This is a genomic window from Muricoccus radiodurans, assembly GCF_050154705.1.
Taxonomy (GTDB): Bacteria; Pseudomonadota; Alphaproteobacteria; order Acetobacterales; family Acetobacteraceae; genus Roseomonas; species Roseomonas radiodurans.
This window is the reverse complement of the sequence record NZ_CP189561.1, coordinates 490001-514305: the sequence shown is the minus strand read 5'-3', so window position 1 is coordinate 514305 and position 24305 is coordinate 490001. Positions and strand designations below refer to the sequence as shown.

The window sequence follows — 24305 nt, the reverse complement described above, 5'->3', positions numbered from 1 at the left end:
GGCTCAGGCGGCCTGCGCCAGGAACCCGTCCCGCCCTTCCTCCACCGCGTGGCAGGCGACGAGCGTCTCGGGCGTACCGCGGGCGGGAATCAGGGCGGGCACCTCGCGGCGGCAGCGGTCATTCGCCAGCGGGCAGCGCGGGTTGAAAGGGCAGCCGGGCGGCGGGCTGATCGGGCTGGGCACCTCGCCGCCGACGGGCTGGCGCTTCCGGCCCGTCATCTCCAGGTCCGGGATCGCCTCCATCAGCGCGCGCGTATAGGGCTGGCGCGGGGTGGTGAAGAGCGTCTCCGCCGGCGCCAGCTCCATGATGCGGCCGAGATACATCACGCCCACCCGGTCGCTCACCTGCCGCACGACGGAGAGGTTGTGCGAGATGAACAGGTAGGTCAGCCCGAGGTCGCGCTGCAGCCGCTTCATCAGGTTTAGGATCTGCGCCTGCACAGAGACATCGAGCGCGGAGGTCGGCTCGTCGCACACCAGGAAGTCCGGATTGGACGACAGCGCCCGCGCGATGGAGATGCGCTGACGCTGGCCGCCGGAGAATTCATGCGGATAGCGGCTCCCGTCCGCGGCCGAGAGGCCGACGATCCGAAGCAACTCCCCCACTTTCTCCCGCAGCGCCGCCCCGCCATTCGCCATCCCGAAGGCGCGGATCGGCTCCCCCACGATGTCCGCCACCCGCCAGCGCGGGTTCAGGCTGGCATAGGGGTCCTGGAAGATCATCTGCATCCGGCGCCGCTGCGCCGGATCGCGGCGCGCCTGTTCCAGTGGCACGCCCTCGAACAGCGCCTCGCCGGCGCTCGGTTCGTAAAGGCCGACGGCCAGCCGCGCGACGGTGGACTTGCCGCAGCCGCTCTCCCCCACCAGGGAGAGGGTCGTGCCGCGCGGGATGGCGAAGGACACGCCGTTCACGGCGCGCAGCGTGCGCCGCCCCTCCCGCGCGATCAGCCGCTGGAGCGCGGGTCGAGACACGTCGAAATAGCGGGCGAGGTCACGCGCCTCGAAGATCGGCGCCTCAGACATGGGCGCGCTCCGCCTCGTGCTTCGGATGCGCGGGATCGAAGAGCCAGCAGGCGGCGCGGCTGCGCGGGGCCGGCAACAGCTCCGGCCGCTCCACCCGGCAGCGGTCGAAAACGTGGGGGCAGCGCGGGTTGTAGGCGCAGCCCGGCGGGATGGCGTTCAGCCTCGGCATGGCGCCGTCGATCTGCGGCAGCCGGTCCACCCGGTGGGAGAGCGGCGGGATGGAGGCCATGAGCCCGGCGGAATAGGGGTGCGCCGGAGCCTGCACCACCGCCTCCACCGGCCCGATCTCCGCGATCCGGCCGGCATACATCACGGCCACCCGGTCCGCCGTCTCCGCGATCACGCCCATGTCGTGGGTCACGAGCATCACCGCCGTGCCCTTCTCCCGCGTCAGGTTCTTCAGCAGCGCGATGACCTGCGCCTGGATCGAGACATCGAGCGCCGTGGTCGGCTCGTCCGCCACCACCAGCTCCGGCTCCGCGCAGAGCGCGAGCGCGATCACCACGCGCTGCCGCATGCCGCCGGAGAACTGGTGGGGATAGGCGTCGATGCGCTGGGAGGCCGCCGGGATACCCACCGCCTCCAGCCAGCCGATCGCCCGCCGCCGCGCCTCCGCACCGCCGAGGTCCAGGTGCGTCTGCATCGTCTCGATGAGCTGGCTGCCGACGGTGTAGAGCGGATTCAGCGTGGTCAGCGGGTCCTGGAAGATCGCGCCGATCCGCTTGCCACGGATGCGCCGCATCTCCTTCCGCGGCAGGTGGTCGATGCGCTTGCCGGAAAGGCTGATCATCCCGCCGGCGATCCGGCCGGGCGGCTCCAGCAGGCCGATGATGGCCGCGCCGGTCATGGACTTGCCGGCGCCGGACTCGCCCACAACCCCCAGCACCTCACCCGGCGAGATGTCGAAGGACACCCCATCCAGTGCCCGCAGCGTGCCGCGGCGCGTCGGGAACTCGACAACGAGGTCCCGGACCTCCAGCAGGGCGGCCATTACCGTAGCCTCGGGTTCAGCGCGTCGCGCAGCCAGTCGCCCAGCAGGTTCACCGAGAGCACCATCGCGACCAGCGCCGCGCCAGGAAAGATCGTGATCCACCATTCCCCGGAGAAGAGGAAGTCGTTCCCGATCCGGATCAGCGTGCCCAGGGAGGGCTGCGTCGGCGGCACGCCCACGCCGAGGAAGGAGAGCGTCGCCTCCGAGATGATGGCCTGCCCGAGGTTCAGCGTGGCGACCACCAGCACCGGCCCGACCACGTTCGGCAGGACATGGGTCAGGATGATCCGTGCGCCGGGCACGCCGATCACGCGGGCCGCCAGGACGTAGTCCTTGTTCCGCTCCACCAGGGTGGAGCCACGGATGGTCCGGGCGAATTTCGGCCATTCCGAGATGCCGATCGCGAAGATGACGACGTAGAGCGCGATCTGGTCGTGCAGTTCCCTGGGCAGGGCCGCCCGCACCACCCCGTCCACCAGCAGGGCGACCAGGATGGTCGGGAAGGTGAGCTGGGTGTCCGCCACGCGCATCAGCACCGCATCCACCGCCCCGCCGAAATACCCGGCCAGCAGCCCGATCGCCACGCCCAGCAGCAGGGCGAAGGTGGTGGCCGAGACGCCGACCAGCAGCGAGACCCGCGCCCCGTACATGATGGCCGAGAGCACGTCCCGCCCCTGGTCATCCGTGCCGAGGGGGTGGTTCGCCTCCCCGCCTTCGACCCAGGCCGGCGGGTTGAAGGCCTCCATGAGGTTCAGGCTGGCCAGGTCGAAAGGGTTGTGCGGGGCCAGCAGCGGCGCCAGCACCGCGCCGCCGATGCAGACCAGCGCCACAAGGGCCGAGATCACCGCGACCGGTGAGGTCCGGAAAGAATAGGCGAGGTCGCTGTCCCACGCGCGTGCCAGGGCGGTCATGGCGTCAGTGCCCCCGTCCCGAGCGAAGCCTCGGGTCCACCGCGTAGTAGAGAAGGTCCACGATCAGGTTGATCGTCACGAAGACCAGGGCGATCAGCAGCAGGTAGGCCGCCATGACCGGGATGTCAGCCGCCCCGACGCTCTGGATGAAGAGCAGCCCCATGCCCGGCCACTGGAACACCGTCTCCGTCACCAGGGCGAAGGCGATGATCGAGCCGAGCTGCAGCCCGACGATGGTGATCACGGGCACCAGCGTGTTCCGCAGAGCGTGGCCGAAATGGATCGAGCGGTCCCGCAGCCCCCGGGCGCGGGCGAACTTCACGTAGTCCGACCGCATCACCTCCAGCATCTCGGACCGGACCAGCCGCATGATGAGGGTGAGCTGGAAGAGCGCGAGGGTGATGGAGGGCAGGACCAGCGCCTTCAGCCCCGAAAGCGTCAGGAAGCCGGTGGTCCACCACCCCAGCCGGACCGTGTCCCCCCGCCCGAAGGAGGGCAGCACCCCGAGCCAGACCGAGAAGACGAGGATCAGCAGGATGCCGACCAGGAAGACCGGCAGCGACACGCCCACCAGCGAGAAGGTCAGGAACAACCGCGACAGCCAGGACTTCCGGTACAGCCCCGTATAGACCCCCATCGGCACACCCACGATCAGCGCGAGGGAGGCGGCGCAGAAGGCCAGCTCCAGCGTGGCCGGCGCCCGCTCCGCGATGAGGTCCGCCACCGGACGGGACAGGCGGTAGGAGAGCCCGAACTCGCCACGCAGGGCGTTGCCGACGAAGTGCAGGAACTGCACCGGCACGGACCGGTCCAGCCCCAGGGCCGCCACCAGCGCATCCCGCTGGGCCGGGGTGAAGTCCTGGCCCAGCATGATGGCGATGGGATCGCCCACGAAGGCGAACATCGCGAAGGAGATGAAGGCGACGGCCAGCATCACGGGCACGGCCTGCAGGATGCGGGAGATGATGAAGGCGAACACGGGCTGCGCCTAACCGAACCGGAGTCCCACGTCCACCACCCCTAATTCATCCGCGCCCAACGCATGTAGGGCTGGTTGCTCGCGACATGAGGGATGGTGAGGCCCGCCCGCATCGCCCAGGGGATGACCTGGTGGTGCAGGGGGATATGGGGGAGGTCCTCCCGGTAGAGGCGCAGCGCCTCCCGGATCGCGGCGGCCCGGGCCTCCCCGGACTGGGTCTTCATCCGCTCGATCAGAGCGTCCATGCGGGGATTACTGTAGCGCCCGTAGTTCCAGATCCCGTCCCCCTGCGCCCCGTTGCGGGAGGCGAGCAGCGACTGGAAGGAGTAGAGCGCGTCCAGGGTCGGCACGCCCCAGCCCAGCAGATAGGCCGAGGTGTCGTCCCGCTGGACCTTCGCGAAGAAGGGCGCCAGCGGCTGGGCGTTGACCTGCGCCCGCACTCCCACCCGCGCCCACATGGCGGCGATCGCCTGGCAGATCTGCTCGTCGTTGATGTAGCGGTTGTTGGGGCAGTCCAGGGTGAACTGGAAGCCATTGGGGTAACCGGCCTGGGTCAGCAGCTCCCGCGCCCGCGCCTGGTCATAGGGCAGGCGGACGTCCTCCTCCCGCACATAGCCATTCACCTGTTCCGGGAAGAGCGTGCCGGTGATGACCGACTGCCCCCGCATGATCGTCCGCTGGATCGCCTGGATGTCGATCGCCTGGTAGAGCGCCTGCCGGACGCGAAGGTCCCGGAAGGGGTTCCGCCCCCGCTGGTCGGAGTAGAGCAGCTCGTCGCGGGAGGTATCGAAGGCGAGGAAGATGGTCCGGACCTCCGGCCCCTCCACGACGCGGATCCCCTGGTTCGCCCGCAGGCGTGCGAGGTCCTGCAAAGGCGGGTCGAGAACGAAATCCACCTCCCCCGACAGCAGCGCCGCCACCCGGGTGGCGTCGGAGGCAATGGGCCGGAAGACGATCTCCGTGATGTTGCCGGCGCCTTCCTCCCGCCAGCCCCACCAGTCGGGGTTGCGGGCCATCACCGTCCGCACGTCGGCCTCCCGCGCCGTCAGGCGAAAGGCGCCGGTGCCGTTGGCGTTCCGGGTGGTGAACATCTCTTCTCGCGCGCGGGTGTTCTGGGGACGGGTCGCGTTGTGCCGCTCCGCCCAGGTCTTCGACACGACCATGATGGACGCGAACTTGTTCGGGATGATCGGGTCGGGGATGCGGGTCACCACGTCCACGGTGAGATCGTCCACGCGCTCCGCATGCTCCACCGTGTCCACGAAGATGCCGAAATTGCTGGTGGGCTGGAGCGCGCGCTGGATGGAGAAGACGACGTCGTCGGCGGTGAAGGTCTCGCCCCCGTGGAAGCGGACGCCCGGACGGAGGGTGAAGCGCCAGCGCGTGGGCTCCACCTGCTGCCACGCGGTCGCGAGCCCCGGTTGCAGCGACAGGTCCTGCCCCCGACCGACGATCGGGTCGTAGATCTGCTGCAGGATCATTGTCACGCTGCCGATGTTCTGGCTGTGCGGGTCCATGGTGTTCGGATCGGAGCTCGCCGCCCAGCGAACCGTCCGCGCTTCCGCCACCGCCGCGGCAAGCGCCAGGGCCGCCGCCAGGGCAGCCCGGAGAAGCCCCGTCCTCATCACGCCGATCCCCCGCCCGTGTTCCCGGGCCCTATTGATGGAAGCCTTGCAAGCATCGCACCACCCGCGACCGGCCAGCGCAAGCGGCCGCCTCACATGGCCAGCGGCCCGCCCCGCCCCTGCCCCTCACTGACCCAATCCTTCACCAGGGAATAGGCCACGGCCAGCAGCACCGGCCCGAGGAACAGGCCGAGCAACCCGAAGGCCAGCGCCCCGCCGAGGGCTCCCAGCACCGTCAGGAGCAACGGCAGGTCCGCCCCCCGGGCGATGAGCCAGGGGCGGATCACGTTGTCGACCGACGAGATTCCGAACGCCCCGTAGAGGCCCATGAAAATGCCCCAGCCGGTGCTGCCGGTGGCCAGCAGCCAGATCGTCGCGGGTATCCATACCACCGGCGCGCCGATTGGCAGGATAGAGATGATCCCGGCCAGGATGCCGAACAGCACGGGCTGCGGCACGCCGGCGATCCAGAACCCGAACGCCGTCATTGCCCCCTGCACCACCGCCGTGCCCACCAGCCCGTAGACCACGCCCTGCGTCACGGCCCCGGTCAGCGTCATCAGGCGCCGCCCGCGCCCGCCGGCCACGCGCTCCGCCATGCGCTCCAGCGCCTGCGCGATCCGCGGTCCATCCCGGTAGAAGAAGAAGGAGAGAACGATCGCGAGCAGGAACTCCGCGAAGCCCGAGAGCAGCGACAGGACGAAGCCCAGCACCGTTTGCGCCACGCCGCCGACATAGGGCCGGACCATGTTGAACAGGCTGCCGATCCCGAGGTCGAGCGCCTCGAACTGCTCCTGCAGGAAGGTGCCGACATAGGGGATGCGCCCGAGCGTGTCGCCGAGTCCCGGCATGCCCTGGGTGAACAGCGCCTCGATCGAGGCGCGCATCCCCTCGATCTCCTCGCGATTGGTGGGGGCCGCCAAGGCCAGAGGCACGCCGACCACGAGCATCATCGCCGCGACCATCAGCCCGGCCGCCCAGCTCGGCCCCAGCCCGGCCCGGTCGGTCAGGAACCGGTAGGCCGGCCAGGTCACGAAGGCCAGGATCGCGGCCCAGAGCAGGGCGGAGAGGAAGGGCCGCAGAACCAGGAAGCAGCCGATCAGCAGGGCCGCCAGCATCGCCAGCCCGATGATCCGCGTCGGGTTGAGCTTCTCGTCGGACATGGGGCCCCCTGGTCTGGCCGGGAGTGTAGGGCTTCGGCGCGGGCGGCGGAAATGCGGCCCTGCCTTGGAACCCAGGGAATCGCTGTTTAGGGTCCGCCGCCGGAGGACCTCGCCCCATGCCGCGCTTCGCCGCCAACCTGTCCATGATGTTCCAGGAGGTGCCCTTCCTGGACCGCTTCGCCCGCGCCCGCGCCGCGGGCTTCCAGGCGGTGGAGTTCCTGTTCCCCTACGATCACCCGGCCGCGGAGATCCGGAAGCGCGTGGACGATGCTGGCCTGTCGGTCGTGCTGTTCAACGCCGCCCAGGGTGACTGGAACAACGGAGAGCGCGGCGTGACCGCCCTGCCCGGCCGCCAGGCCGAGTTCCGGGACGCGATCGACCGCGCGCTGGACTACGCCGCCGCGCTCGGCTGCCCCCGCCTGCACGTGATGGCGGGCCTCGCGCCAGACGGCGTCTCCCGCGACACCCTGACCGCGACCTACGCGACGAACCTCGCCTGGGCTGCGGAACGGGCCGCCCCGCTCGGCGTGAAGCCGGTGATCGAGCCGATCAACCATCGCGACATTCCGCGCTTCTTCCTCAACACCACCGCCCAGGCGGCGGCGATCATCGAATCCGTCGGCCCGGAACGCCTCGGCCTCCAGTTCGACCTGTACCACACGCAGGTCACCGAGGGGGACGTGGTGCGCCGCTTCGAGGCGCTGCTCCCGTTCATCGCCCACGCGCAGGTCGCCGATACCCCCGGCCGCAACGAGCCCGGCACGGGCGAGGTGAACTGGCCCTTCGTCTTCCGGCGCCTCGACGCGATGGGCTACCGCGGCTGGATCGGCTGCGAGTACCGCCCGGCCGGCGAGACGGAGGCGGGCCTCGGCTGGTACGCGCCGTATCGCGGCTGACGGAACGCGGCGTGCACCTGCCCTGAAATCGCCGCGCTCCTGTCGAACATCAAACCTCGGAGAACCTGAATGAAGATTGGATTCATCGGCCTCGGCATCATGGGGCGTCCCATGGCGCTCAACCTGCAGAAGGCCGGCCACACCCTGCTGGTGCCGGAGCGCAAGAGCCTGACGGACGAGATCCGCGCGGCCGCGACCGTCCTGCCCACCCAGGCCGAGGTCGCCGCCGGGGCTGACGTGGTCGTCATCATCGTGCCCGACACCCCCGACGTGGAGGCCGTGCTATTCGGCGAGGGCGGCGTCGCCGCGGCACTGAAGCCCGGCACGCTGGTGATTGACATGTCCTCGATCAGCCCGACCGCGACGAAGGATTTCGCGAGGCGCGTCAATGAGCGCGGCTGCGATTACCTCGACGCGCCCGTCTCGGGCGGCGAGGTCGGCGCGAAGAACGCGGCCCTCACCATCATGGTCGGCGGCCCGCAGGCCGCCTTCGACCGCGCGCTACCGCTGTTCCAGGCCATGGGCAAGAACATCACCCTCGTGGGTGAGGAGAACGGCGCCGGCCAGACCACGAAGGTCGCGAACCAGATCATCGTCGCCCTGAACATCGAGGCGGTGGCCGAGGCCCTTGTGTTCGCCAGCAAGGCGGGCGCCGACCCGGCGAAGGTGCGGCAGGCCCTGATGGGCGGCTTCGCCAATTCCCGGATCCTGGAGGTCCATGCGGAGCGGATGATCAAGCGGACCTTCGACCCGGGCTTCCGCATCGTCCTGCACCAGAAGGACCTGAACCTCGCCCTTCAGTCCGCCCGCGAGCTCGGCGTCGCCCTGCCCAATACGGCGTCCGCCCAGCAGCTCTTCACGGCGGTGACCGCGGCGGGCGGCGGGCAGCAGGACCACTCCGCCCTCGTCCGAGCGCTCGAGGCAATGGCCGGGCATGACGTCGCCTGACGTTCCGCCGGGCAGAAATCAATCCGATCAGTGATTTCCGGTTGCGGAATCCTCTGAAGGGAAGCAGATTTCCCATCCGGGTCTAGTACGATGAGATTGCTGAGACCGTCCGACGGTTGTATAGTGCGGACGGTTTTGCAACGGGAGATGGTATGCGCTTCGCGGATATCGGGCAGCAGTTGCGGGCCTATCGACTGGAGTCGGGCCTGCGAGCCGAGGAGATTGCAGCGAGACTCGGTGTCTCGCGTGCGGCTCTCTACCGGTACGAGAAGGGCGAGGTCATCAAGCTGGACACGATCCGGCGGCTGGCCGAACTGCTCCAGATCTCGCCGCTCTCGCTCCTCGGAATCGGGGTGGAGTATTTCTCCCGCCCTCTCGCCCTGCAGGAACGGCTTCGGCAGGTGGAAGAGGGCGCCGATCAGATCCTCCAGCTCGGGGGGCCTCTCTGCTATCTCGTCACCACGGACGCCCATGACGGCGCGCTGGCCGAGGCCTTCACCGAGGCCGCCGATGCCTCGCCGGAGCGCCTGGCGGCCCGGGCCGCGGCGGATCAGGCCCTGGGCCTGCTCGCCGCGCGCAAGCGGCTCTACCAGTCGCGCCGGCCGTCGATCATCGCGATGATCGGAGAGACCTCCCTCCGCGCGCTGCTCGCCGAAGGCGTTGCCCCGGGGCTGTCGGTCTCCGACCGCACGCGGAACCGCTGCCGCCTCGCGGCACGGTCGGAGGCGGAGAACATCGCGAACCTCATGGAGAGCGTTCCGATGGGCCTTCAGCTCGGCCTGCTCACCGGCCCGGAGCCGTCAGGCGACTTCATCGTGCTCCGCGGCCGGGAGCGGGCGCATCTCTGCGCCACGCCTTTCCGTCCGGATGCGCCGCCGATCGGCTCCCTCGGCGTGGGCACGATCACCGCCGCGGATGAGGCGGTGGCCATTCACCAGCGCGTGGCCGAGTCGGCGTGGCGCGACGTGCTGAAGGGTGCGGAGGCCGCGGCCCGCGTCCGGCTGCTGCTGGCCGAGACCGCGATCCACTGACCCCACCTCCGGCCCGTCAGGGTCGGAGGTCCAGTCGCGCCTCCATGACCTCCGCGTCCTCGGTTCGGCCCACGGCGAAGCCCAGACGCCGCACGAAGGCGAGCATCGGCGCGTTGTCGGCGAGAACCTGACCGGAGACTCGCCGCAGGCCCTGGGCCCGGCCCCAGTCGAGCAGCCGGCCCATCAGGTGCGTGCCCAGTCCGGTGCCCTTCCAGCCCGGGTCCACGATGATGGCGAACTCGCCCTCCTCGCTGCCTGCCGCCAGCACGAGCCGGGCGACCCCGACGATGCGGTCACCGGCCTCGTCGGGAATGCTGGCCACGAAGGCCATCTCTCGGTCGTAGTCGATGCCGGTGAGGCGGGCGAGCTGGGCCGGCGGAAGTTCGCGCAGTCGGTTGAAGAAGCGGTAGCGCACATCTTCTGGGGACAGCCGCCGGAAGGCGGCGGACAGCGCCTCCGCATCCTCCGGCCGGATAGCGCGAATCAGCGCCTCCCGCCCGTCCCTGGCCAGGAAGTTTGCCGAGAGCTGCGCCGGATACGGCGCGATCGCCAGCGTTCCGATCTCCCCTGCCGGGCGCAGTGTCACGAAGGCGTCGAGCGCGACGACGCCATCCGGCGCCGCCAGCAACGGGTTCACCGTCACGCGCAGCAGCTCCGGGAAATCCACCGCGAGCTGGGAGAGCCGCACGATCGCCTCCGCCACGGGGTCGAGCGGCACGGTCGGCCGATCCCGCCAGCCCTGAAGCAACCGTGCGGCGCGGGTCCGCTGCACCAGGGCCAGGGCCAGGGTCCGGTTCAGGGGCGGCAGATCATGCGCCTCGTCCGCCTCGATCGCCGCCGCCGTGCCGCCGCGGCCGAAGCCGATCCAGGGACCGAACATCGGGTCGTCGCCGAGCCGGAGCCGCAGCTCCTCCCCTCGCCCCGCCTGGGCCTGGACGAGAAGACCGCGCAGGCGCGCTTCTGGTCGCGCCGCGCGCACGGCCTCCAGCATCCGCGCCGCCGCCGCCTCCACCGCGGCCCCATCGCGCAGGCCGAGAACGACACCTCCCACCTCGGTCTTCGCCGGCAGGTCCGCCGAGAGAACCTTCAGAACCACCGGCCCGCCGAGATGATAGGCCGCCCGAGCCGCCTCGGCCGGACTCGCCGCCACCCGGCGCGCGATCGTCGGCAGCCCGTAGGCGTACAGCAGCGAGAGCGACTCCTCCTCATCCAGCGCGAGGCGCCCGTCCGACCGCACCGCCGCCAGGATCGCGGCCGCGCGCGGGCGATCCGGCGCGGACTCCAGCACGTCCCGCGGCGGCAGTTCCGCCGCCGCCGCCCGGTTGCGGCGGTCCTGCGCCAGATGAAGGGCTCCCCGCACCGCACCTTCCGGCGTGCCGAAGACCGCGACGCCGCGCCCTGCCAGAAGCTGCCGGTGCGGCCGCGCGGTCCCGGCACCGAGCCAGGCGGCGAGGATCGGGGCGGCCTTTCCTCCCCGCCCGCTGCCGGCCGCGGCTGCCGCCAGGGCCTCCGCCGCGAGCGCGCCGTCCTCTTCCGGCGCGGGCGCGTGCACGGCGACGACGCTGTCCACCTCGGGCAGGGCTGACAGAAGGCTCGCCGCCTCGGCCAGCCTGTGGCCCTGGCCCATCGGCAGGGCGAAGGGGTTTCCGCCGCTCCAGCCCTCCGGCAGGGCGATCGACAGGACGGTGCGCGCGGCCTCCGGAATCTCGGCCAGCCTCGCGCCGCCTCGCAGCGCGGCGTCCGCGGCCATCTGGCCGGGCCCCTGGCCGTTCGAGACGACCGCGATCCGGTCGCCCCTCGCGGCATCAGGACCGTATCGCGCCGCCGGCCGTAGCCGGGCGAGCGTCTCCGCCGCGGCCAGCAGGTCGTCGAGTCCCTGCACCCGCAGCACGCCCGCGCGGCGCAGCGCGGCGCCGAGCACGGCGTCCGCCGTGTCCCGGCCCGCATGCCCCGGCCGGATCGCCACCACAGGCCGGGTCCGGGCCGCCGCCCGCGCCGCGGAGATGAAGCGCCGACGGTCCTTGATGCGGCGGAGGTCGAGCAGGATGGCGCTGGTGGCGGCGTCCCGTGCCAGCCAGTCCAGCGCGCCGGAGAAGCCGTAATCGGCGTTCGTGCCGATGCCGGCGATGAGCGAGAAGCCGACCGACTCACCCTCCGCCCAGTCGAGCACCGCGCGGGCCAGCGCGGCCGATTGCCCGAGCAGCGCGAGCTTCCCCGGCCGTGGCGCGAGATGCGCAAGGGACGCGTTCAGCCCGAGCCCCGGAAGACAGAGGCCGAAAGAGTGCTCCCCCAGCGCACGAATGCCGTGGCGGGCGCACAGCTCTCGCAGACCCGGTGCCGCGGTCGGCACCACGGCCGCGAAGCAGCCGGACGCGGACAGGGCGGCGAAGGCGGCGTCCAGCCGTTCCGGCGGCAGCGCCACCACGGCGAGATCGGGTGGCGCCTCCAGCGCATCCAGGGCCGCGACCCCGGCCATCCCGTCCCAGCCCTGCCCCACCGCATGCAGCGTGCCGCGGAATCCGCCGGCCGCGAGGTTCCGGGCCAGGATCGCCGCCGCCGGCACCGACGGGTCAGCGAGGAGGACCACCCGCTGCGGGTTGAACAGCGCGGTGTCGCGGAACCCCTTGGCCAGGTTCCGGCCCGAGGCGGTGAGCGGCAGGGCCATCCCCGCCCGCCCCTACCCCGCGGAGAGGGAGCGCTTCGCCGCCTCGACGAGGAAGCGGCTGGCGGTGGGCAGCACCGCGTCGTCGAAATCGTAGTTCGGGTTGTGCAGTTCCCGCCCGCCAGTGGTGGGCCCGTTGCCGATCCAGACGAAGGCGCCGGGCACGGTCTCCAGGAACACGGAGAAATCCTCGCCGGTCATCGCGGCGGTCATGTCCCGCCGCAGCGGCGCGACGGTGGCCGCCGCCTCGGCGGCAAGGTCGCGGGAGGCGGGCTCGTTCGCTGTCACGCCGACGCCGGACAGGACCTCCGCCCGCGCCTTCACGCCGAAGGATTCGGAGATGCCGCGCGCGATCCGCTCCAGACCCTCGGTGATCTGGGCGCCCACCTCGTCCCGCAGGAAGCGCATGGAGCCGCGGATGGCGACCTCCGCGGCGATCTGGTTCCAGGCCTCCCCGCCCTCGATCTTGGTCAGGGACACGACGCCGGTATCCAGCGGATCGAGGCTGCGGGCCACGATGGACTGCACCGCCACGATGGCGTGCCCCGCTGCCACGATCGGATCGCGCGCGAGGTGCGGGATGGCCGCATGTCCCGCGTGGCCCTCGATGATGATCTGGAAGCGGCGCCCGGCCGCCATGACCGGCCCGTCATGCACGGCGATGGTCCCGACGGGCAGGCCGGGCCAGTTGTGCCAGCCGAAGATGCGCTCCATCGGGAAGCGCTTGAATAGCCCGTCCGCGACCATGGCCTTCGCGCCGCCGCCGCCCTCTTCCGCGGGCTGGAACACAAGATGCACGGTGCCGGACCAGTTCTTGTCCTGCATCAGGAGCGCCGCCGCGCCAAGCAGCGCGGTGGTGTGGCCGTCATGGCCGCAGGCATGCATCACGCCGGGCCGCGTGCTCTTCCACGCCAGATCCGGGCTGGCCTCCTGGATCGGCAGGGCGTCCATGTCGGCCCGCAGCCCGACGCTGCGGTTCCCGCCCCCGCGCCGGATGGTGGCGACCACGCCATGGCCACCGATCCCCGTCTCGACTTCGGTGACCCCCAGTTCACGCAAACGTTCAGAGACGAACGCCGCCGTGGGCCCTTCTTGGTTGGTGACATCAGGGTTGGCGTGGATGTGCCGCCGCCAGCGCGTGAGGGTCTCGACGAGGTCTTGATCCATGGGATGAGGAGTTAGCCCGTCCGGTGACCGTGAACCACCCCGGAGTGGCGCTCCTGGCCGTGCTTCTGCTCCTTCTTCCCGTTCCCGGCAGCGGCCAGCCGCCGCCCGCCGCGGAAGACCCGCGTCCGGCCGCCCCACCCCAGCCGGATGATTCGGACGGCCCCGTCACCCCTTATGCCGTCACGGTCACCCCGACGGGCGACGCAGCGCTGAATACGGCGCTGGACGGCGTCTCCGTCCTCCGCCGGCTCCAGACGAGTGTTCCGACGAGTGCCGAGGGCCTCGTCGCCCGCGCCCTGCAGGACCAGGGAAACCTTCGGACGGCGCTGCGCGCCGAGGGGTATTACAGCGGGACCACCACGATCACCCTCGCCGGGGAGGCTCCGGACGCGCAGGGCCTGGCCGCCCGGCTCGCCGCCCGCGGTACGGAGCCCGTGCCCGTGGTGATCAGCGCTGAGACCGGGCCGCAGTACCGGATCGGCTCCGTCTCCCTCCGCCCCGCCGTGCCGGAGGCGAATATCGACCGTGCCGGGCAGGTGACGGGCCTCGACCCCGGCGACCCCGCCCGGGCCGAGGCGGTCATCAACGCCCAGGAGACCCTCCTGACCCGGCTGCGGGAGTCCGGCTATCCCTTCGCCGCCGTTCCCCGCCGCGAGGTGACGGTGGACCACGACAGCCGGACCATGGAGGTGACCTATTACCTTCAGCCCGGTGCCCAGGCCCGGTTCGGCCGGCCCGAGGTGGAGGGGTCCGAGAATGTGGACCCCGCCCTTCTCGCGCGCGCCGCCGGTGTCCTGGAGGGGGAGCGCTACGACCCCCGCACCCTCGATCGCGTTCGGCGCGACGTGCTCGCGCTGGGCGTTTTCGGGACGGTGCGGACGCGCACGGGAGAGCGGCTCGACCCGGATGGCCGCTTGCCCGTCACCTTCCTCGTCGCGGAGCGGCCCTTCCGCGCCCTCGGGGTCACCGCCGCCTACGAGACACGCAACGGCCCGACCGTCCGCGCCTACTGGGAGCACCGCAACTTGTTCGGCGCGGCGGAGCGCCTGCGCATCGAGGGCGAGGTCACTCGATCCACCGAGTCCCGCAGCGGCGACGGGGCGGGCTACCGCCTCGCGGCCAATCTGCGGAAGCCCTGGTTCGGCGGGCTGAACGTGACGATGATCGCGGAGATCGCGATCCTCCGGGAGCGCCTGCTCGCCTATGACCGGGACGCCGTCACCGCCGGCCTCACCTTCGAGCGGCGGCTGACGCCGCAACTCACGGCGACCGCCGGGGTCGCAGTGGATATCGGCCGGACGGAGGAGCTGGACCAGGACACCGACTACCGCCTGATCAGCCTGCCGCTCGGGCTGCGCTACGACGGCACGGACTCGCTCCTCGATCCCACGCGCGGCTTCCGGGCCAACCTGCTCGTGGCGCCGACGATCGCGCTGGGCGGAGAGACGGGGACCTTCGTGCGGACACGGGCGAACGGAAGCGCCTATTTCGATTTTTCCGGCGACAAGGGAACGGTGCTGGCGTTGCGGCTCGGCCTCGGTTCCCTCTTCGCGGCCGGAAGCAGCGAGGTGCCGCCGCATCTCCGCTTCTACGCCGGCGGCGGCGGCTCCGTGCGCGGCTACGACTACCAGCGGATCGGCCCGCGGCGGCGCGACGGCACCCCGCGCGGCGGCTCCTCCCTGGTCGAGGCGTCGGTCGAACTCCGCCAGCGCATCACTGGTCCCTATGGCATCGCGGTCTTCGTGGATGCGGGCAGCGTGAGCGACTCGGAGACGCCTGGCTTCGAGCAGATCCGCGTCGGCGCGGGCGTCGGCGTGCGCTACGCCACGGCGATCGGCCCCATCCGTGCCGACATCGCGGTGCCGCTCGTGCGGGAGCGCGGCAACTCATCCTTCGGCCTCTACGTCGGCATCGGGCAGGCGTTCTGATGGGGCGCTGGCTGCGCCGGGGGCTCCTGGCCCTCCTCGGGCTCGTCATCGTGCTGCCCCTGCTCTTGCTCGGCGGCGCATGGCTGGCGCTGAACGTCCGGCCGGGGCAGGAGGCCATCGCGGATCTCGTCAACGGTATGGTGCCCGGGGTTCGCATCGAGAACCTGCACGGCGGGCTCCCCGCCTCGCCCCGTATCGGGCGCCTCGTCCTCTCCGACGCGCGCGGCCCCTATCTGATCGTCGAGGACATCGCTCTCGACCTCGACCTGATGCGCCTTGCCGCCCGCGAGTTGCGCGCGACGCGCATCGCGGCGGGGCGCATCCTGCTGGAGCGCCTGCCCGATCCCGACCCGACGGCCGCCCCCGCGGAGCCCGGCCCGATTCTCCCGCAACTCCCGCAACTGCCGATCCAGGTCGCGGCCGAGGCCATCGCTCTGCCGCGCATCGAGATCGGCGCGGCGGTCGCCGGCTTCCCGGCCGTGCTCGCGGCGGAAGGGGGCGGCCGCCTCGGTGCGGACGGCGCCTTCTTCGGCCTGAAGGTGCGGCGCCAGGACGCGCCCGGCGCGCTGGATCTGGACCTCGCCCTCGCGCCGGGCGACCGGGTCCGCATCGCGCTGGGCTATGACGAGCCGCGCGGCGGGCTCGCGGCCGGGCTTCTCGGGGATGCGGAGCAGGCCACGCGCCTGCGCCTCTCGCTGGACGGTCCGGCCAGCGGTGCCGCCTTCACGCTGGACGCGGAGATGACCGGCAAGGCCCGGATCGGCGCCCGCGGGACCCTGCGACTTCCGGCCGGTGGCGGCGTGGGCCTCGAGGCAGAAGGCGAGACCGCCCTGGGCGGCTTCCTTCCGGCGCCGCTGGCGGATGCCCGCTTCTCGCTCCGCACCGTTGCATCGGGCGGCGCGACGCACGTCGAGCGCGCCCGCTTGGAGGCCGGACCGCTCGCCCTGGAAGCGAGCGGCCGAATCGCCGAAGCGCTCGACCTCACCTTCAATGCCACCTCCGCCGAATCAGCCGCCCTCGCCGGCCTCGTGCCCGAGATGGTGGGTTGGGAGCGGCTGGAGGCGCGCGGAACGGTCGCCGGCCCGACGAGCGCCCCAGTACTGACGGTCGATGCCACGATCGGCTCGCCGCGGCTGCCGGCCCCTGCTCCGGCCTTGCTGGGTCCCGCGCCCCGCATTCGGCTGCGTGCCGACACCGCGCGCGTCCATACGCTGGATGTGGAGGGCCGCGCCGTCACCCTGCATGCGGAGGGCGCCTATTCCGGCACGCTCGACCTGACGCTCACCGCCGAGCTGGCGGCCCAGGACGTGCCCGATCTGCCGGTGCGAGGTCGCCTCTCCGCGCGGGCGCGGGTGACTGGGGCACCGGCCGAACCCGCGGTCGCGCTGAGCGTCGAAACGCCGGCCCTGACCGCGTACGGCCGGACGGTGGAGGCGCTGCGTCTGGATGCCGAACTGCCGCGCGCCACGGTTCCCGCCGGGCGCCTTACAGCGGCGGGCCGTCTCCAGGGCCTCGGGCTGTCGGCGGAGGTGCGCGCCGCGGCCGAAGGCTCCCTGATCCGCCTGGAGACGCTCCGCGCCACCCTTGGCCCGGCGCGCCTGGAAGCGCGGGGCGAGGTGAACACGGGGACGACCCGCGCCACGCTGGACCTGCGGCTGAACGCGCCTGATCTGGCGCCCCTGTCCGGGCTCGCTGGTGTTCCGCTGGCCGGCGCCGTGCGCCTGGAGGGACGGCTGGCGCCCCAGGGCGAGCGGCAGGGCGTGGATGTCACCCTAAGCGCCAACAACGCCCGCGCGGCCGGGACGGTGGTGAACGGCACCGTCGCCGCGCAGGGCACCGACGCCGCGCTGGACGTGCGCGCCGACCTGCGCGCCTTGGACGGCCGCCTGACCACCCGTGCCCGCGTCGCGCTCGATGGTCCGGACAAGCGGGCGGAGATCGCCGCACTGGAAGTGGTGCGCCAGAATCTCGGCCTGCGGCTGACCGGCCCCGGCACGGTGGTGCTGGGCGCCGACGGCGGGGTGTCCACGCCCGGTCTCAACTTCGCCGGCCGGCCCGGCGGAACGCTGCGCGTGGCTGGCCGATGGGGACCGGCGAATGCCGACCTGCGCGCCGGTCTCTCCGCCCTGCCGCTATCGGTTGTGAACCTCTTCGTCCCGGATCCGCCTCTCTCCGGGACCTTGTCGGGCGAAGTCCACGTGACCGGGGCGGTCGCGCGCCCCGCGATCGAGGGAGAGATCCGCGGGACCGGCCTGCGCGCCGGCGCGCCCTGGGCCCGTGGCTTGCCGGAAGGAACCCTCCGCGCCACCGCCCGGATGCGCGGGGACCAGTTGGGCGTCGACGCCGACTTCCGCGTGGGCAGCGGCGCGACGTTGAACCTGGAGGCGCGGCTGCCGGCGGACGGGGCCGGCCCGATCAGCGGGACGCTGCGCGGCACGACGGATCTCGGTGTCCTCGCAGGCCCCTTCCTGCTCGGCGGCGCGAACCGCGTGGCGGGGACGGTCGCGATCAACGCCCAGGCCACGGGCACCGTCGCCGCGCCGCGCGTGTCCGGCACCGCACGGCTGAGCGGCGGCATCTTCCGGAACCTGGAATACGGCATCGCCCTGCGCGAGATCACCGCTTCGGCCCGCGGCGACATGGACCGGGTGGTTCTGGAGAGCCTGACGGCCCGCGCCGGCACGGGGACGCTAACCGTGAGAGGGGAGGCCCGCCCCTTCACGGACACGCAGCCGATCGACCTGACGATCACCGGCCGCGATCTGCAGCCCGTCTCCAGCGACCTTCTGCGGGGCAGCTTCTCGACCGACCTGCGGCTTTCGGGCTCGCTCGGCGCAGGGATGCGGGCAACCGGGCGGATCGCGACGGAGACGGCGACGATCGGCATCCCCGAGCGCCTTCCCGGCGGGGTCGCCGACCTCGGCACGGTGCGGGAGGTCGGGCGCGGCGCTCCGCCCCCGGCGCCCGGCACGGCCCAGTCCCGGCGCACCGCGGGGCGGCAGGCGCGCAATGCCCCGCCGCCGCGTCCCGACGCTCCGCCGCTCGCTCTCGATATCGCCTTCGAGGCGCCGAGCCGCTTCTACCTCCGTGGTCGTGGCCTGGATGTGGAGTTGGGCGGCGCGATCCGTGTCGCTGGCACCGTCTCGGAACCACAGGCGGTCGGCGACCTGCGGCTGCGCCGGGGGACGCTGACCGTGCTGGACCGCCGGCTGACCTTCAGCCGGGGCCTGCTGCGCTTCACCGGCGATGCCCTCTCGCCTGACATCGACCTGCTCGCGACCAGCCGCGCCACCAACACGACGATCAACGTCATCGTCTCCGGCACGCCGCGGGACCCGAAGATTGAGTTCACCTCCTCTCCCGAACTGCCGCAGGACGAGGTTCTCGCACGGCTGATCTTCAACCGCGCGACGAGCAATCTCTCCCCCTTCCAGATCGCACAGCTGGCCCGCGTCCTGTCGGGCGCCGTGTCCGGCGGGCAGGAGGATCCGGTCACCGGCTTCGTCGGCCGGATCAGCCGCAGCCTCGGCCTGGACCGCCTGGGGATCGGTACTGGCGCCAACGGGGCGCCCGGCCTGGAGGCCGGCGGCTATCTGGGCCAGGGCATCTACCTGAACGTGGACCCGGGCACCTCGACGGGCTCGCCCCGGGTGGGCGTGCAGGTGGAGCTCACGCCCCGGCTGCGGCTGGAATCGAATGCGGGCACGGACAGCCAGGGCGTCGGCCTGTCCTACGAGTACGAGTACTGACCGCCGTTCCGCCGCCGGACGAGCGTTCCGCCGCCCTTCCGGCCTGGCAGCCCCGGGCGTAGAATCGGCCGAGCACGAGACTGAGAGGGGAGAAGCGCCATGCGCGCCTTCGACGGGCAGTTCAGCGACAATAAGCCGATTCGCCGCAACACGGACGAGAAGCGCCGGCTGCTGGCCGAGCTGGAGCAGACGCTGAAGGACATGAAGCCGCACGCCTCTCCTAGCCTTCGGGAGAGCATCAAGGCCCGTATCATCGAGTTGCGTGCCGACGTCGCGGCGGCCACGGCCCCGCGGCGCTAAGCCCTTGCCGGTCCCCCGTCCGGCATCGCCGGACGGGGGACCGGGAGATGGCGGACGCGCTCAGCGCGCCCCGAGTTCCGCCAGGAGCCGCGCGTGGCTGCGCGCCCCGTGCATCAGGCAGGCCCAGTCGAATTTCTCGTTCGGGCTGTGCACGCGGTCATCGTCGAGGCCGAAGCCCATCAGGACGCTGTCCAGGCCGAGAATACGGCGGAAGCTCTCCACCACAGGGATTGAGCCGCCGGAACCGACCAGCACCGCCTCCTTCCCGAACTCGGCCTCGAGCGCGCGTCGAGCGGCCGCGACCCAGGGGCTGTCCGCCGGCACCGTGACGGGCGGCGCCGAGGCGAACACTTCGATCTCCGCTTTCACATCGGCGGGCAGGCGAGCTTCCACGAATTCCCTCAGCGAGGCGAGCACGGCCTGCGGGTCCTGCTGCCCGACGAGGCGGAAGGAGAGCTTCGCGTGCGCTTCCGCCGCGATGACCGTCTTCGAGCCGGGGCCGGTATAGCCGCCCCACATCCCGTTCACGTCGCACGTCGGGCGCGCCCAGCTCCGCTCCAGCGGCGACCGCCCGCGCTCCCCGGCCGGAACCGAGAGGCCGACGCCGGCCAGGAACGCCGCCTCGTCGAAATTCAGCGCCTTCCAGGCCTCGGCCTGAGCCGGATCGAGTTCCGGCACCGCGTCATAGAAGCCACGCAGCTGAACGCGGCCGTCATCGTCGTGAAGATCGGCCAGAATGCGCGCGAGAAGGTTCAGCGGATTGCGGGCGGACCCGCCATACAGGCCGGAATGGAGGTCGCGCGAGGCGGCGCGCAGGTTGATCTGCGCATAGGCCATCCCGCGGAGCCGCGTGGAGATCGCGGGGGTCTTCGCGTCCCACATGTTCGTGTCGCTGACGATCACCGTCTGCGCGGCGCGCAGCTCCGCTGCGTGCTTCTCCAGGAAGGCGTCGAGGCTCGGGCTCCCGATCTCCTCCTCGCCTTCCACCAGCACGGTGACCCGGGCGGGCGGGCCGCCCGCGACGGCATGCCACGCCCGTAGCGCTGTCAGCCAGGTCAGGACCTGTCCCTTGTCGTCCACGGCACCGCGCGCGATCACCTGCTGGCCGTTCGGGCCCTCCGCCACGGTTGGCTCGAAGGGAGGGCTGGTCCAGAGCTCGAAGGGCTCGGCGGGCTGCACATCATAGTGCCCGTAGAAGAGCAGGTGCGGCGCGCCCGTCGGTCCAGTGTGGCTCGCGACGACGGCGGGCTGTCCGGCCGTCTCGCGCACCGCGGCGTCGAAGCCGATCTCGGTGAGCTCCGCGACCAGCCATTCGGCGGCGCGGCGACAATCCGGTGCATGGACGGGTTGGGCGCTGACGCTCGGGATGCGAAGAAAATCGAAGTAGCGGGTGCGGATCGTCGCCTCGTTCGCGGCGATGTACTCGAGGACTTTGTCGATCATCGTGAGCGCCTCAGGCATCGTCGCCGGTGTCGGGCGTGAGCCCCGCGGCGCGGATCCCCGCGACCGCGCAGAGCTCGTCCTTGTCCGAGGCGTCGCCAGACACGCCGACGGCGCCGAGGATCATGCCGGAGGAGTCGCGAACGAGCACGCCGCCGGGTACCGGGACCGCTGCGCCTCCGGCGAGATCCGAGAAGGCGTTCATGAAGCCGGGCATCGCCTGGGCCCGCTTCGCGAGTTCCCGCCCCCCGAAGCCCAATCCCATCGCGCCGAACGCCTTGCCGTGCGCGATCGCCGGCCGCATGAGGCTGCACCCATCTTCCCGCAGAGCGGCCTTGAGCTGAGCGGCCGCGTCGAGCACCAAGACCGTGAGGGGTGCGAGCGACAGCTTACGCCCTTCCTGCAGGGCGGTGTGCGCGATGGTGTGCGCCTGCTCGAGCGTCAGCCCGTGCTGAAAGCCGATAGGGGGATGGGGCATGACGTCGTTCCTTGCCGCGCGTTCGGTGCGGCGTTTCTAGGCGCTGCGCCGTCGCGTGCAAGGCACGAAAAAACCCTCCTGCCAGGCGGCAAGAGGGCTGATCTGGATGCGGGGACAGGATTTGAACCTGTGACCTTCAGGTTATGAGCCTGACGAGCTACCGGGCTGCTCCACCCCGCGTGAGGTGGTGGGGGGGTCAGATGTTCCGGACGGGCGGCCTGGCGCCGACCGACTCTCCCGCGTCTTGAGACGCAGTACCATAGGCGCTGAGGGGTTTCACGGCCGAGTTCGGGATGGGATCGGGTGTGGCAACCTCGCTGTAGGCACCAGGCCACCGGTCCGGAACATCTGATGGTCTCTCTCTGCCCTGGGGGCGGGGAGAGGGATGATCTGGTGTGCGGACCGGGCCTTGGCGTCGGTCCTGTGAGAGGTGCGTGTTGGTGCTGCGTGCGGTGATCTCTTGCGAGATCGCGCGGTGCAGAGAGTGGAGTTCGATCGGGCGATTAGGACCGCTCGGCTGCATGTCTTACGACACTTCCACCTGCGGCCTATCGACGTGCTGGTCTTGCACGGCCCTTGGGGAGACCTCGTCTTGAGGCTGGTTTCCCGCTTAGATGCCTTCAGCGGTTATCCGTTCCGCACTTGGCTACCCGGCGATGCGGCTGGCGCCACAACCGGTGCACCAGAGGTGCGTCCTTCCCGGTCCTCTCGTACTAGGGAAAGATCCTCTCAAGTCTCCAACACCCATGGCAGATAGGGACCGAACTGTCTCACGACGTTCTAAACCCAGCTCACGTACCGCTTTAATCGGCGAACAGCCGAACCCTTGGGACCTGCTCCAGCCCCGGGATGCGATGAGCCGACATCGAGGTGCCAAACCTCCCCGTCGATGTGGACTCTTGGGGGAGATCAGCCTGTTATCCCTAGAGTACCTTTTATCCGTTGAGCGATGGCCCTTCCACGCGGGACCACCGGATCACTAAGGCCGACTTTCGTCTCTGCTCGCGCTGTCGCGCTCGCAGTCAGGCGGGCTTGTGCCTTTGCACTCAACAGCCGATGTCCGACCGGCCTGAGCCCACCATCGCGCGCCTCCGTTACACTTTGGGAGGCGACCGCCCCAGTCAAACTGCCCACCAGGCAGGGTCCCGATCCCGGCTAACGGGATGCGGTTAGACGCCAGAAAGGCGCAGGGTGGTATTTCAAGGTTGCCTCCACCAAGGCTAGCGCCCCGGCTTCATCGGCTCCCACCTATCCTACACAGCCCCTTCCTGGCGCCACTGCCAAGCTGCAGTAAAGGTTCATAGGGTCTTTCCGTCTGACCACGGGTACCCCGCATCTTCACGGGGAATTCAATTTCGCTGAGCCCATGCTGGAGACAGTGGGGAGGTCGTTACGCCATTCGTGCAGGTCGGAACTTACCCGACAAGGAATTTCGCTACCTTAGGACCGTTATAGTTACGGCCGCCGTTTACCGGGGCTTCAGTTCAAGGCTTGCACCTCTCCCTTTAACCTTCCGGCACCGGGCAGGCGTCAGACCCTATACGTCGTCTCTCGACTTCGCAGAGCCCTGTGTTTTTACTAAACAGTCGCCACCCCCTGGTCTGTGCCACCCCACAACACTTGCGTGCCATGGGGTCCCGCTTATCCCGAAGTTACGCGGGCAATTTGCCTAGTTCCTTCAGCATGGTTCTCTCAAGCGCCTCGGTATACTCAACCAGTCCACCTGTGTCGGTTTCGGGTACGGTCCATAATCCCAGCGCTATTTCCCGGACCACTCCACCTGCCATCCCAATCCGATAAGGGATGACCGCGCTTCATGGTCGTCACGTCTGGGGGGCCAGGGAATATTCACCCTGTTTCCATCGGCTACGGCTTTCGCCCTCGCCTTAGGGGCCGGCTCACCCTGCGCGGATTGGCCTTGCGCAGGAACCCTTGGACTTTCGGCGAGAGGGGTTCTCACCCTCTTTGTCGCTACTCATGTCCGCATTCGCACTTCCCATACCTCCAGGAGCCCTCACGGGTCTCCCTTCAACGGCCTAGGGAACGCTCCGCTACCGCGTGCATCGCTGCACACCCACAGCTTCGGCTCGTGGCTTGAGCCCCGTTACATTTTCGCCGCAGAACAGCTATTAGACCAGTGAGCTATTACGCTTTCTTTAAAGGATGGCTGCTTCTAAGCCAACCTCCTGGTTGTTTTGGCCGTCCCACATGCTTTCCCACTTAGCCACGAATTAGGGGCCTTAGCTGGTGGTCTGGGCTGTTTCCCTCTCGACAATGGACCTTAGCACCCACTGTCTGTCTGCCAGGCTATACTCACCGGCATTCGGAGTTCGGTAGGGTTTGGTAGGGCTTTGGGCCCCCCTAGCCCTTCCGGTGCTCTACCTCCGGCGGTAAACACCTGACGATCTACCTCAATAGATTTCGCGGAGAACCAGCTATTTCCGAGTTTGATTGGCCTTTCACCCCTAGCCACAGCTCATCCCCGACTTTTTCAACAGGCGTGGGTTCGGCCCTCCAGTGGGTGTTACCCCACCTTCAGCCTGGCCATGGCTAGATCACTCGGTTTCGGGTCTCATGCCGGCAACTCAAGCGCCCTTGTCAGACTCGCTTTCGCTGCGCCTCCGCCTCACGGCTTAAGCTTGCTGCCAACACGAACTCGCGGACCCATTATACAAAAGGTACGCCGTCACCCTTGCGGGCTCCGACTGCTTGTAAGCGCTCGGTTTCAGGTCTCTTTCACTCCCCTCGTCGGGGTGCTTTTCACCTTTCCCTCACGGTACTTGTGCACTATCGGTCGCCAAGGAGTATTTAGGCTTGGAGGGTGGTCCCCCCACGTTCAGACAGGGTTTCACGTGCCCCGCCTTACTCAAGGATCTCCGGTCGCCATACGCCTACGGGGCTATCACCCGCTCTGGCCGGCCTTTCCAGGCCGTTCGGCTTAACAACCAAAAACCACTGGCCTGCTCCCCTTTCGCTCGCCACTACTCGGGGAATCTCTGTTGATGTCTTTTCCT

At 70.3% G+C, this 24305-nt stretch carries 16 protein-coding genes, 1 tRNA gene and 2 rRNA genes (1 of these 19 cut by a window edge); 6 read left to right on the top strand and 13 right to left on the bottom strand.

Annotated features, from left to right (window positions below):
• Positions 1–3 precede the first annotated feature (3 nt).
• The 6 genes from ACP6CK_RS02550 to ACP6CK_RS02525 all read right to left on the bottom strand — a co-directional run bounded on the left by ACP6CK_RS02550 (position 4) and on the right by ACP6CK_RS02525 (position 6692).
• On the bottom strand, positions 4–1023 hold the full coding sequence (locus ACP6CK_RS02550; protein WP_426957203.1) for an ABC transporter ATP-binding protein: 1020 nt from the start codon (positions 1021–1023) through the stop codon (positions 4–6).
• Positions 1016–2014, bottom strand: coding sequence for an ABC transporter ATP-binding protein (locus ACP6CK_RS02545; protein ID WP_426957202.1), 999 nt, complete (start codon positions 2012–2014; stop codon positions 1016–1018). Before ACP6CK_RS02545 ends, ACP6CK_RS02550 begins: the two co-directional genes overlap by 8 nt.
• Complete coding sequence (locus tag ACP6CK_RS02540) at positions 2014–2925, bottom strand: ABC transporter permease (RefSeq protein WP_426957201.1); 912 nt, start codon at positions 2923–2925, stop codon at positions 2014–2016. Before ACP6CK_RS02540 ends, ACP6CK_RS02545 begins: the two co-directional genes overlap by 1 nt.
• 4 nt (positions 2926–2929) lie before the next feature.
• Positions 2930–3904 (bottom strand): ABC transporter permease, encoded by a 975-nt coding sequence (locus tag ACP6CK_RS02535; RefSeq protein ID WP_426957200.1) that lies wholly within the window; start codon positions 3902–3904, stop codon positions 2930–2932.
• A gap of 41 nt (positions 3905–3945) precedes the next feature.
• Complete coding sequence (locus ACP6CK_RS02530) at positions 3946–5529, bottom strand: ABC transporter substrate-binding protein (RefSeq protein WP_426957199.1); 1584 nt, start codon at positions 5527–5529, stop codon at positions 3946–3948.
• A 92-nt stretch (positions 5530–5621) separates the two neighbouring features.
• Positions 5622–6692, bottom strand: coding sequence for an AI-2E family transporter (locus ACP6CK_RS02525; RefSeq protein WP_426957198.1), 1071 nt, complete (start codon positions 6690–6692; stop codon positions 5622–5624).
• 116 nt (positions 6693–6808) lie between these two features.
• Between ACP6CK_RS02525 and otnI the strand changes: the two genes are divergently transcribed.
• The 3 genes from otnI (at position 6809) to ACP6CK_RS02510 (ending at position 9567) form a co-directional block, all read left to right on the top strand.
• Positions 6809–7588 carry a 2-oxo-tetronate isomerase gene (gene otnI / locus ACP6CK_RS02520; RefSeq protein WP_426957197.1) on the top strand — a complete coding sequence of 260 codons (780 nt, stop codon included), beginning with the start codon at positions 6809–6811 and terminating at the stop codon, positions 7586–7588.
• Between the two features lie 69 nt (positions 7589–7657).
• Positions 7658–8536: a 2-hydroxy-3-oxopropionate reductase gene (locus tag ACP6CK_RS02515; protein ID WP_426957196.1), complete on the top strand. Its 879-nt coding sequence runs from the start codon at positions 7658–7660 to the stop codon at positions 8534–8536.
• 152 nt (positions 8537–8688) lie between these two features.
• Positions 8689–9567 carry a helix-turn-helix domain-containing protein gene (locus tag ACP6CK_RS02510; RefSeq protein WP_426957195.1) on the top strand — a complete coding sequence of 293 codons (879 nt, stop codon included), beginning with the start codon at positions 8689–8691 and terminating at the stop codon, positions 9565–9567.
• Positions 9568–9583: 16 nt separating this feature from the next.
• Here ACP6CK_RS02510 and ACP6CK_RS02505 read toward each other — a convergent pair whose 3' ends face one another.
• Both ACP6CK_RS02505 and ACP6CK_RS02500 read right to left on the bottom strand, forming a co-directional pair.
• A complete protein-coding gene (locus ACP6CK_RS02505) occupies positions 9584–12232 on the bottom strand; it encodes a GNAT family N-acetyltransferase (protein WP_426957194.1) in 2649 nt (882 codons plus the stop codon).
• Positions 12233–12244: 12 nt separating this feature from the next.
• The gene (locus tag ACP6CK_RS02500) at positions 12245–13396 is read right to left on the bottom strand and encodes an amidohydrolase (protein ID WP_426957193.1); all 1152 of its coding nucleotides are present in this window, start codon (positions 13394–13396) and stop codon (positions 12245–12247) included.
• 23 nt (positions 13397–13419) lie between these two features.
• On the opposite strand from ACP6CK_RS02500, the gene ACP6CK_RS02495 reads away from it, so the two are divergent.
• From ACP6CK_RS02495 to ACP6CK_RS02485, 3 genes are all read left to right on the top strand, one after another.
• Positions 13420–15324, top strand: a complete 1905-nt coding sequence (locus ACP6CK_RS02495) for an autotransporter assembly complex protein TamA (RefSeq protein ID WP_426957192.1) — start codon at positions 13420–13422, stop codon at positions 15322–15324.
• Complete coding sequence (locus ACP6CK_RS02490) at positions 15324–19073, top strand: translocation/assembly module TamB domain-containing protein (RefSeq protein WP_426957191.1); 3750 nt, start codon at positions 15324–15326, stop codon at positions 19071–19073. Before ACP6CK_RS02495 ends, ACP6CK_RS02490 begins: the two co-directional genes overlap by 1 nt.
• Positions 19074–19172: 99 nt before the next feature.
• Positions 19173–19373: a hypothetical protein gene (locus ACP6CK_RS02485; protein WP_426957190.1), complete on the top strand. Its 201-nt coding sequence runs from the start codon at positions 19173–19175 to the stop codon at positions 19371–19373.
• A 60-nt stretch (positions 19374–19433) separates the two neighbouring features.
• On the opposite strand, the gene ACP6CK_RS02480 is transcribed toward ACP6CK_RS02485, so the two are convergent.
• The 5 genes from ACP6CK_RS02480 to ACP6CK_RS02460 all read right to left on the bottom strand — a co-directional run.
• The gene (locus ACP6CK_RS02480) at positions 19434–20816 is read right to left on the bottom strand and encodes a dipeptidase (RefSeq protein WP_426957189.1); all 1383 of its coding nucleotides are present in this window, start codon (positions 20814–20816) and stop codon (positions 19434–19436) included.
• A 10-nt stretch (positions 20817–20826) separates the two neighbouring features.
• Complete coding sequence (locus ACP6CK_RS02475; RefSeq protein WP_426957188.1) at positions 20827–21291, bottom strand: GlcG/HbpS family heme-binding protein; 465 nt, start codon at positions 21289–21291, stop codon at positions 20827–20829.
• Positions 21292–21394: 103 nt separating this feature from the next.
• Positions 21395–21471, bottom strand: a tRNA-Met gene (locus ACP6CK_RS02470).
• A gap of 36 nt (positions 21472–21507) precedes the next feature.
• Positions 21508–21622: ribosomal RNA gene (gene rrf, locus ACP6CK_RS02465) — 5S ribosomal RNA — on the bottom strand.
• Positions 21623–21773: 151 nt separating this feature from the next.
• Positions 21774–24305 (bottom strand): 23S ribosomal RNA (locus tag ACP6CK_RS02460); it runs 205 nt beyond the window's last position.

Coding starts and splice junctions, on each gene's coding strand:
- ACP6CK_RS02515 (WP_426957196.1), top strand. CDS start 7,658: ATGAAGATTGGATTCATCGGCCTCGGCATCATGGGGCGTCCCATGGCG.
- ACP6CK_RS02550 (WP_426957203.1), bottom strand. CDS start 1,023: ATGTCTGAGGCGCCGATCTTCGAGGCGCGTGACCTCGCCCGCTATTTC.
- ACP6CK_RS02530 (WP_426957199.1), bottom strand. CDS start 5,529: ATGAGGACGGGGCTTCTCCGGGCTGCCCTGGCGGCGGCCCTGGCGCTT.
- ACP6CK_RS02540 (WP_426957201.1), bottom strand. CDS start 2,925: ATGACCGCCCTGGCACGCGCGTGGGACAGCGACCTCGCCTATTCTTTC.
- ACP6CK_RS02510 (WP_426957195.1), top strand. CDS start 8,689: ATGCGCTTCGCGGATATCGGGCAGCAGTTGCGGGCCTATCGACTGGAG.
- ACP6CK_RS02545 (WP_426957202.1), bottom strand. CDS start 2,014: ATGGCCGCCCTGCTGGAGGTCCGGGACCTCGTTGTCGAGTTCCCGACG.
- ACP6CK_RS02490 (WP_426957191.1), top strand. CDS start 15,324: ATGGGGCGCTGGCTGCGCCGGGGGCTCCTGGCCCTCCTCGGGCTCGTC.
- ACP6CK_RS02475 (WP_426957188.1), bottom strand. CDS start 21,291: ATGCCCCATCCCCCTATCGGCTTTCAGCACGGGCTGACGCTCGAGCAG.
- ACP6CK_RS02500 (WP_426957193.1), bottom strand. CDS start 13,396: ATGGATCAAGACCTCGTCGAGACCCTCACGCGCTGGCGGCGGCACATC.
- ACP6CK_RS02485 (WP_426957190.1), top strand. CDS start 19,173: ATGCGCGCCTTCGACGGGCAGTTCAGCGACAATAAGCCGATTCGCCGC.
- otnI (WP_426957197.1), top strand. CDS start 6,809: ATGCCGCGCTTCGCCGCCAACCTGTCCATGATGTTCCAGGAGGTGCCC.
- ACP6CK_RS02480 (WP_426957189.1), bottom strand. CDS start 20,816: ATGATCGACAAAGTCCTCGAGTACATCGCCGCGAACGAGGCGACGATC.
- ACP6CK_RS02525 (WP_426957198.1), bottom strand. CDS start 6,692: ATGTCCGACGAGAAGCTCAACCCGACGCGGATCATCGGGCTGGCGATG.
- ACP6CK_RS02505 (WP_426957194.1), bottom strand. CDS start 12,232: ATGGCCCTGCCGCTCACCGCCTCGGGCCGGAACCTGGCCAAGGGGTTC.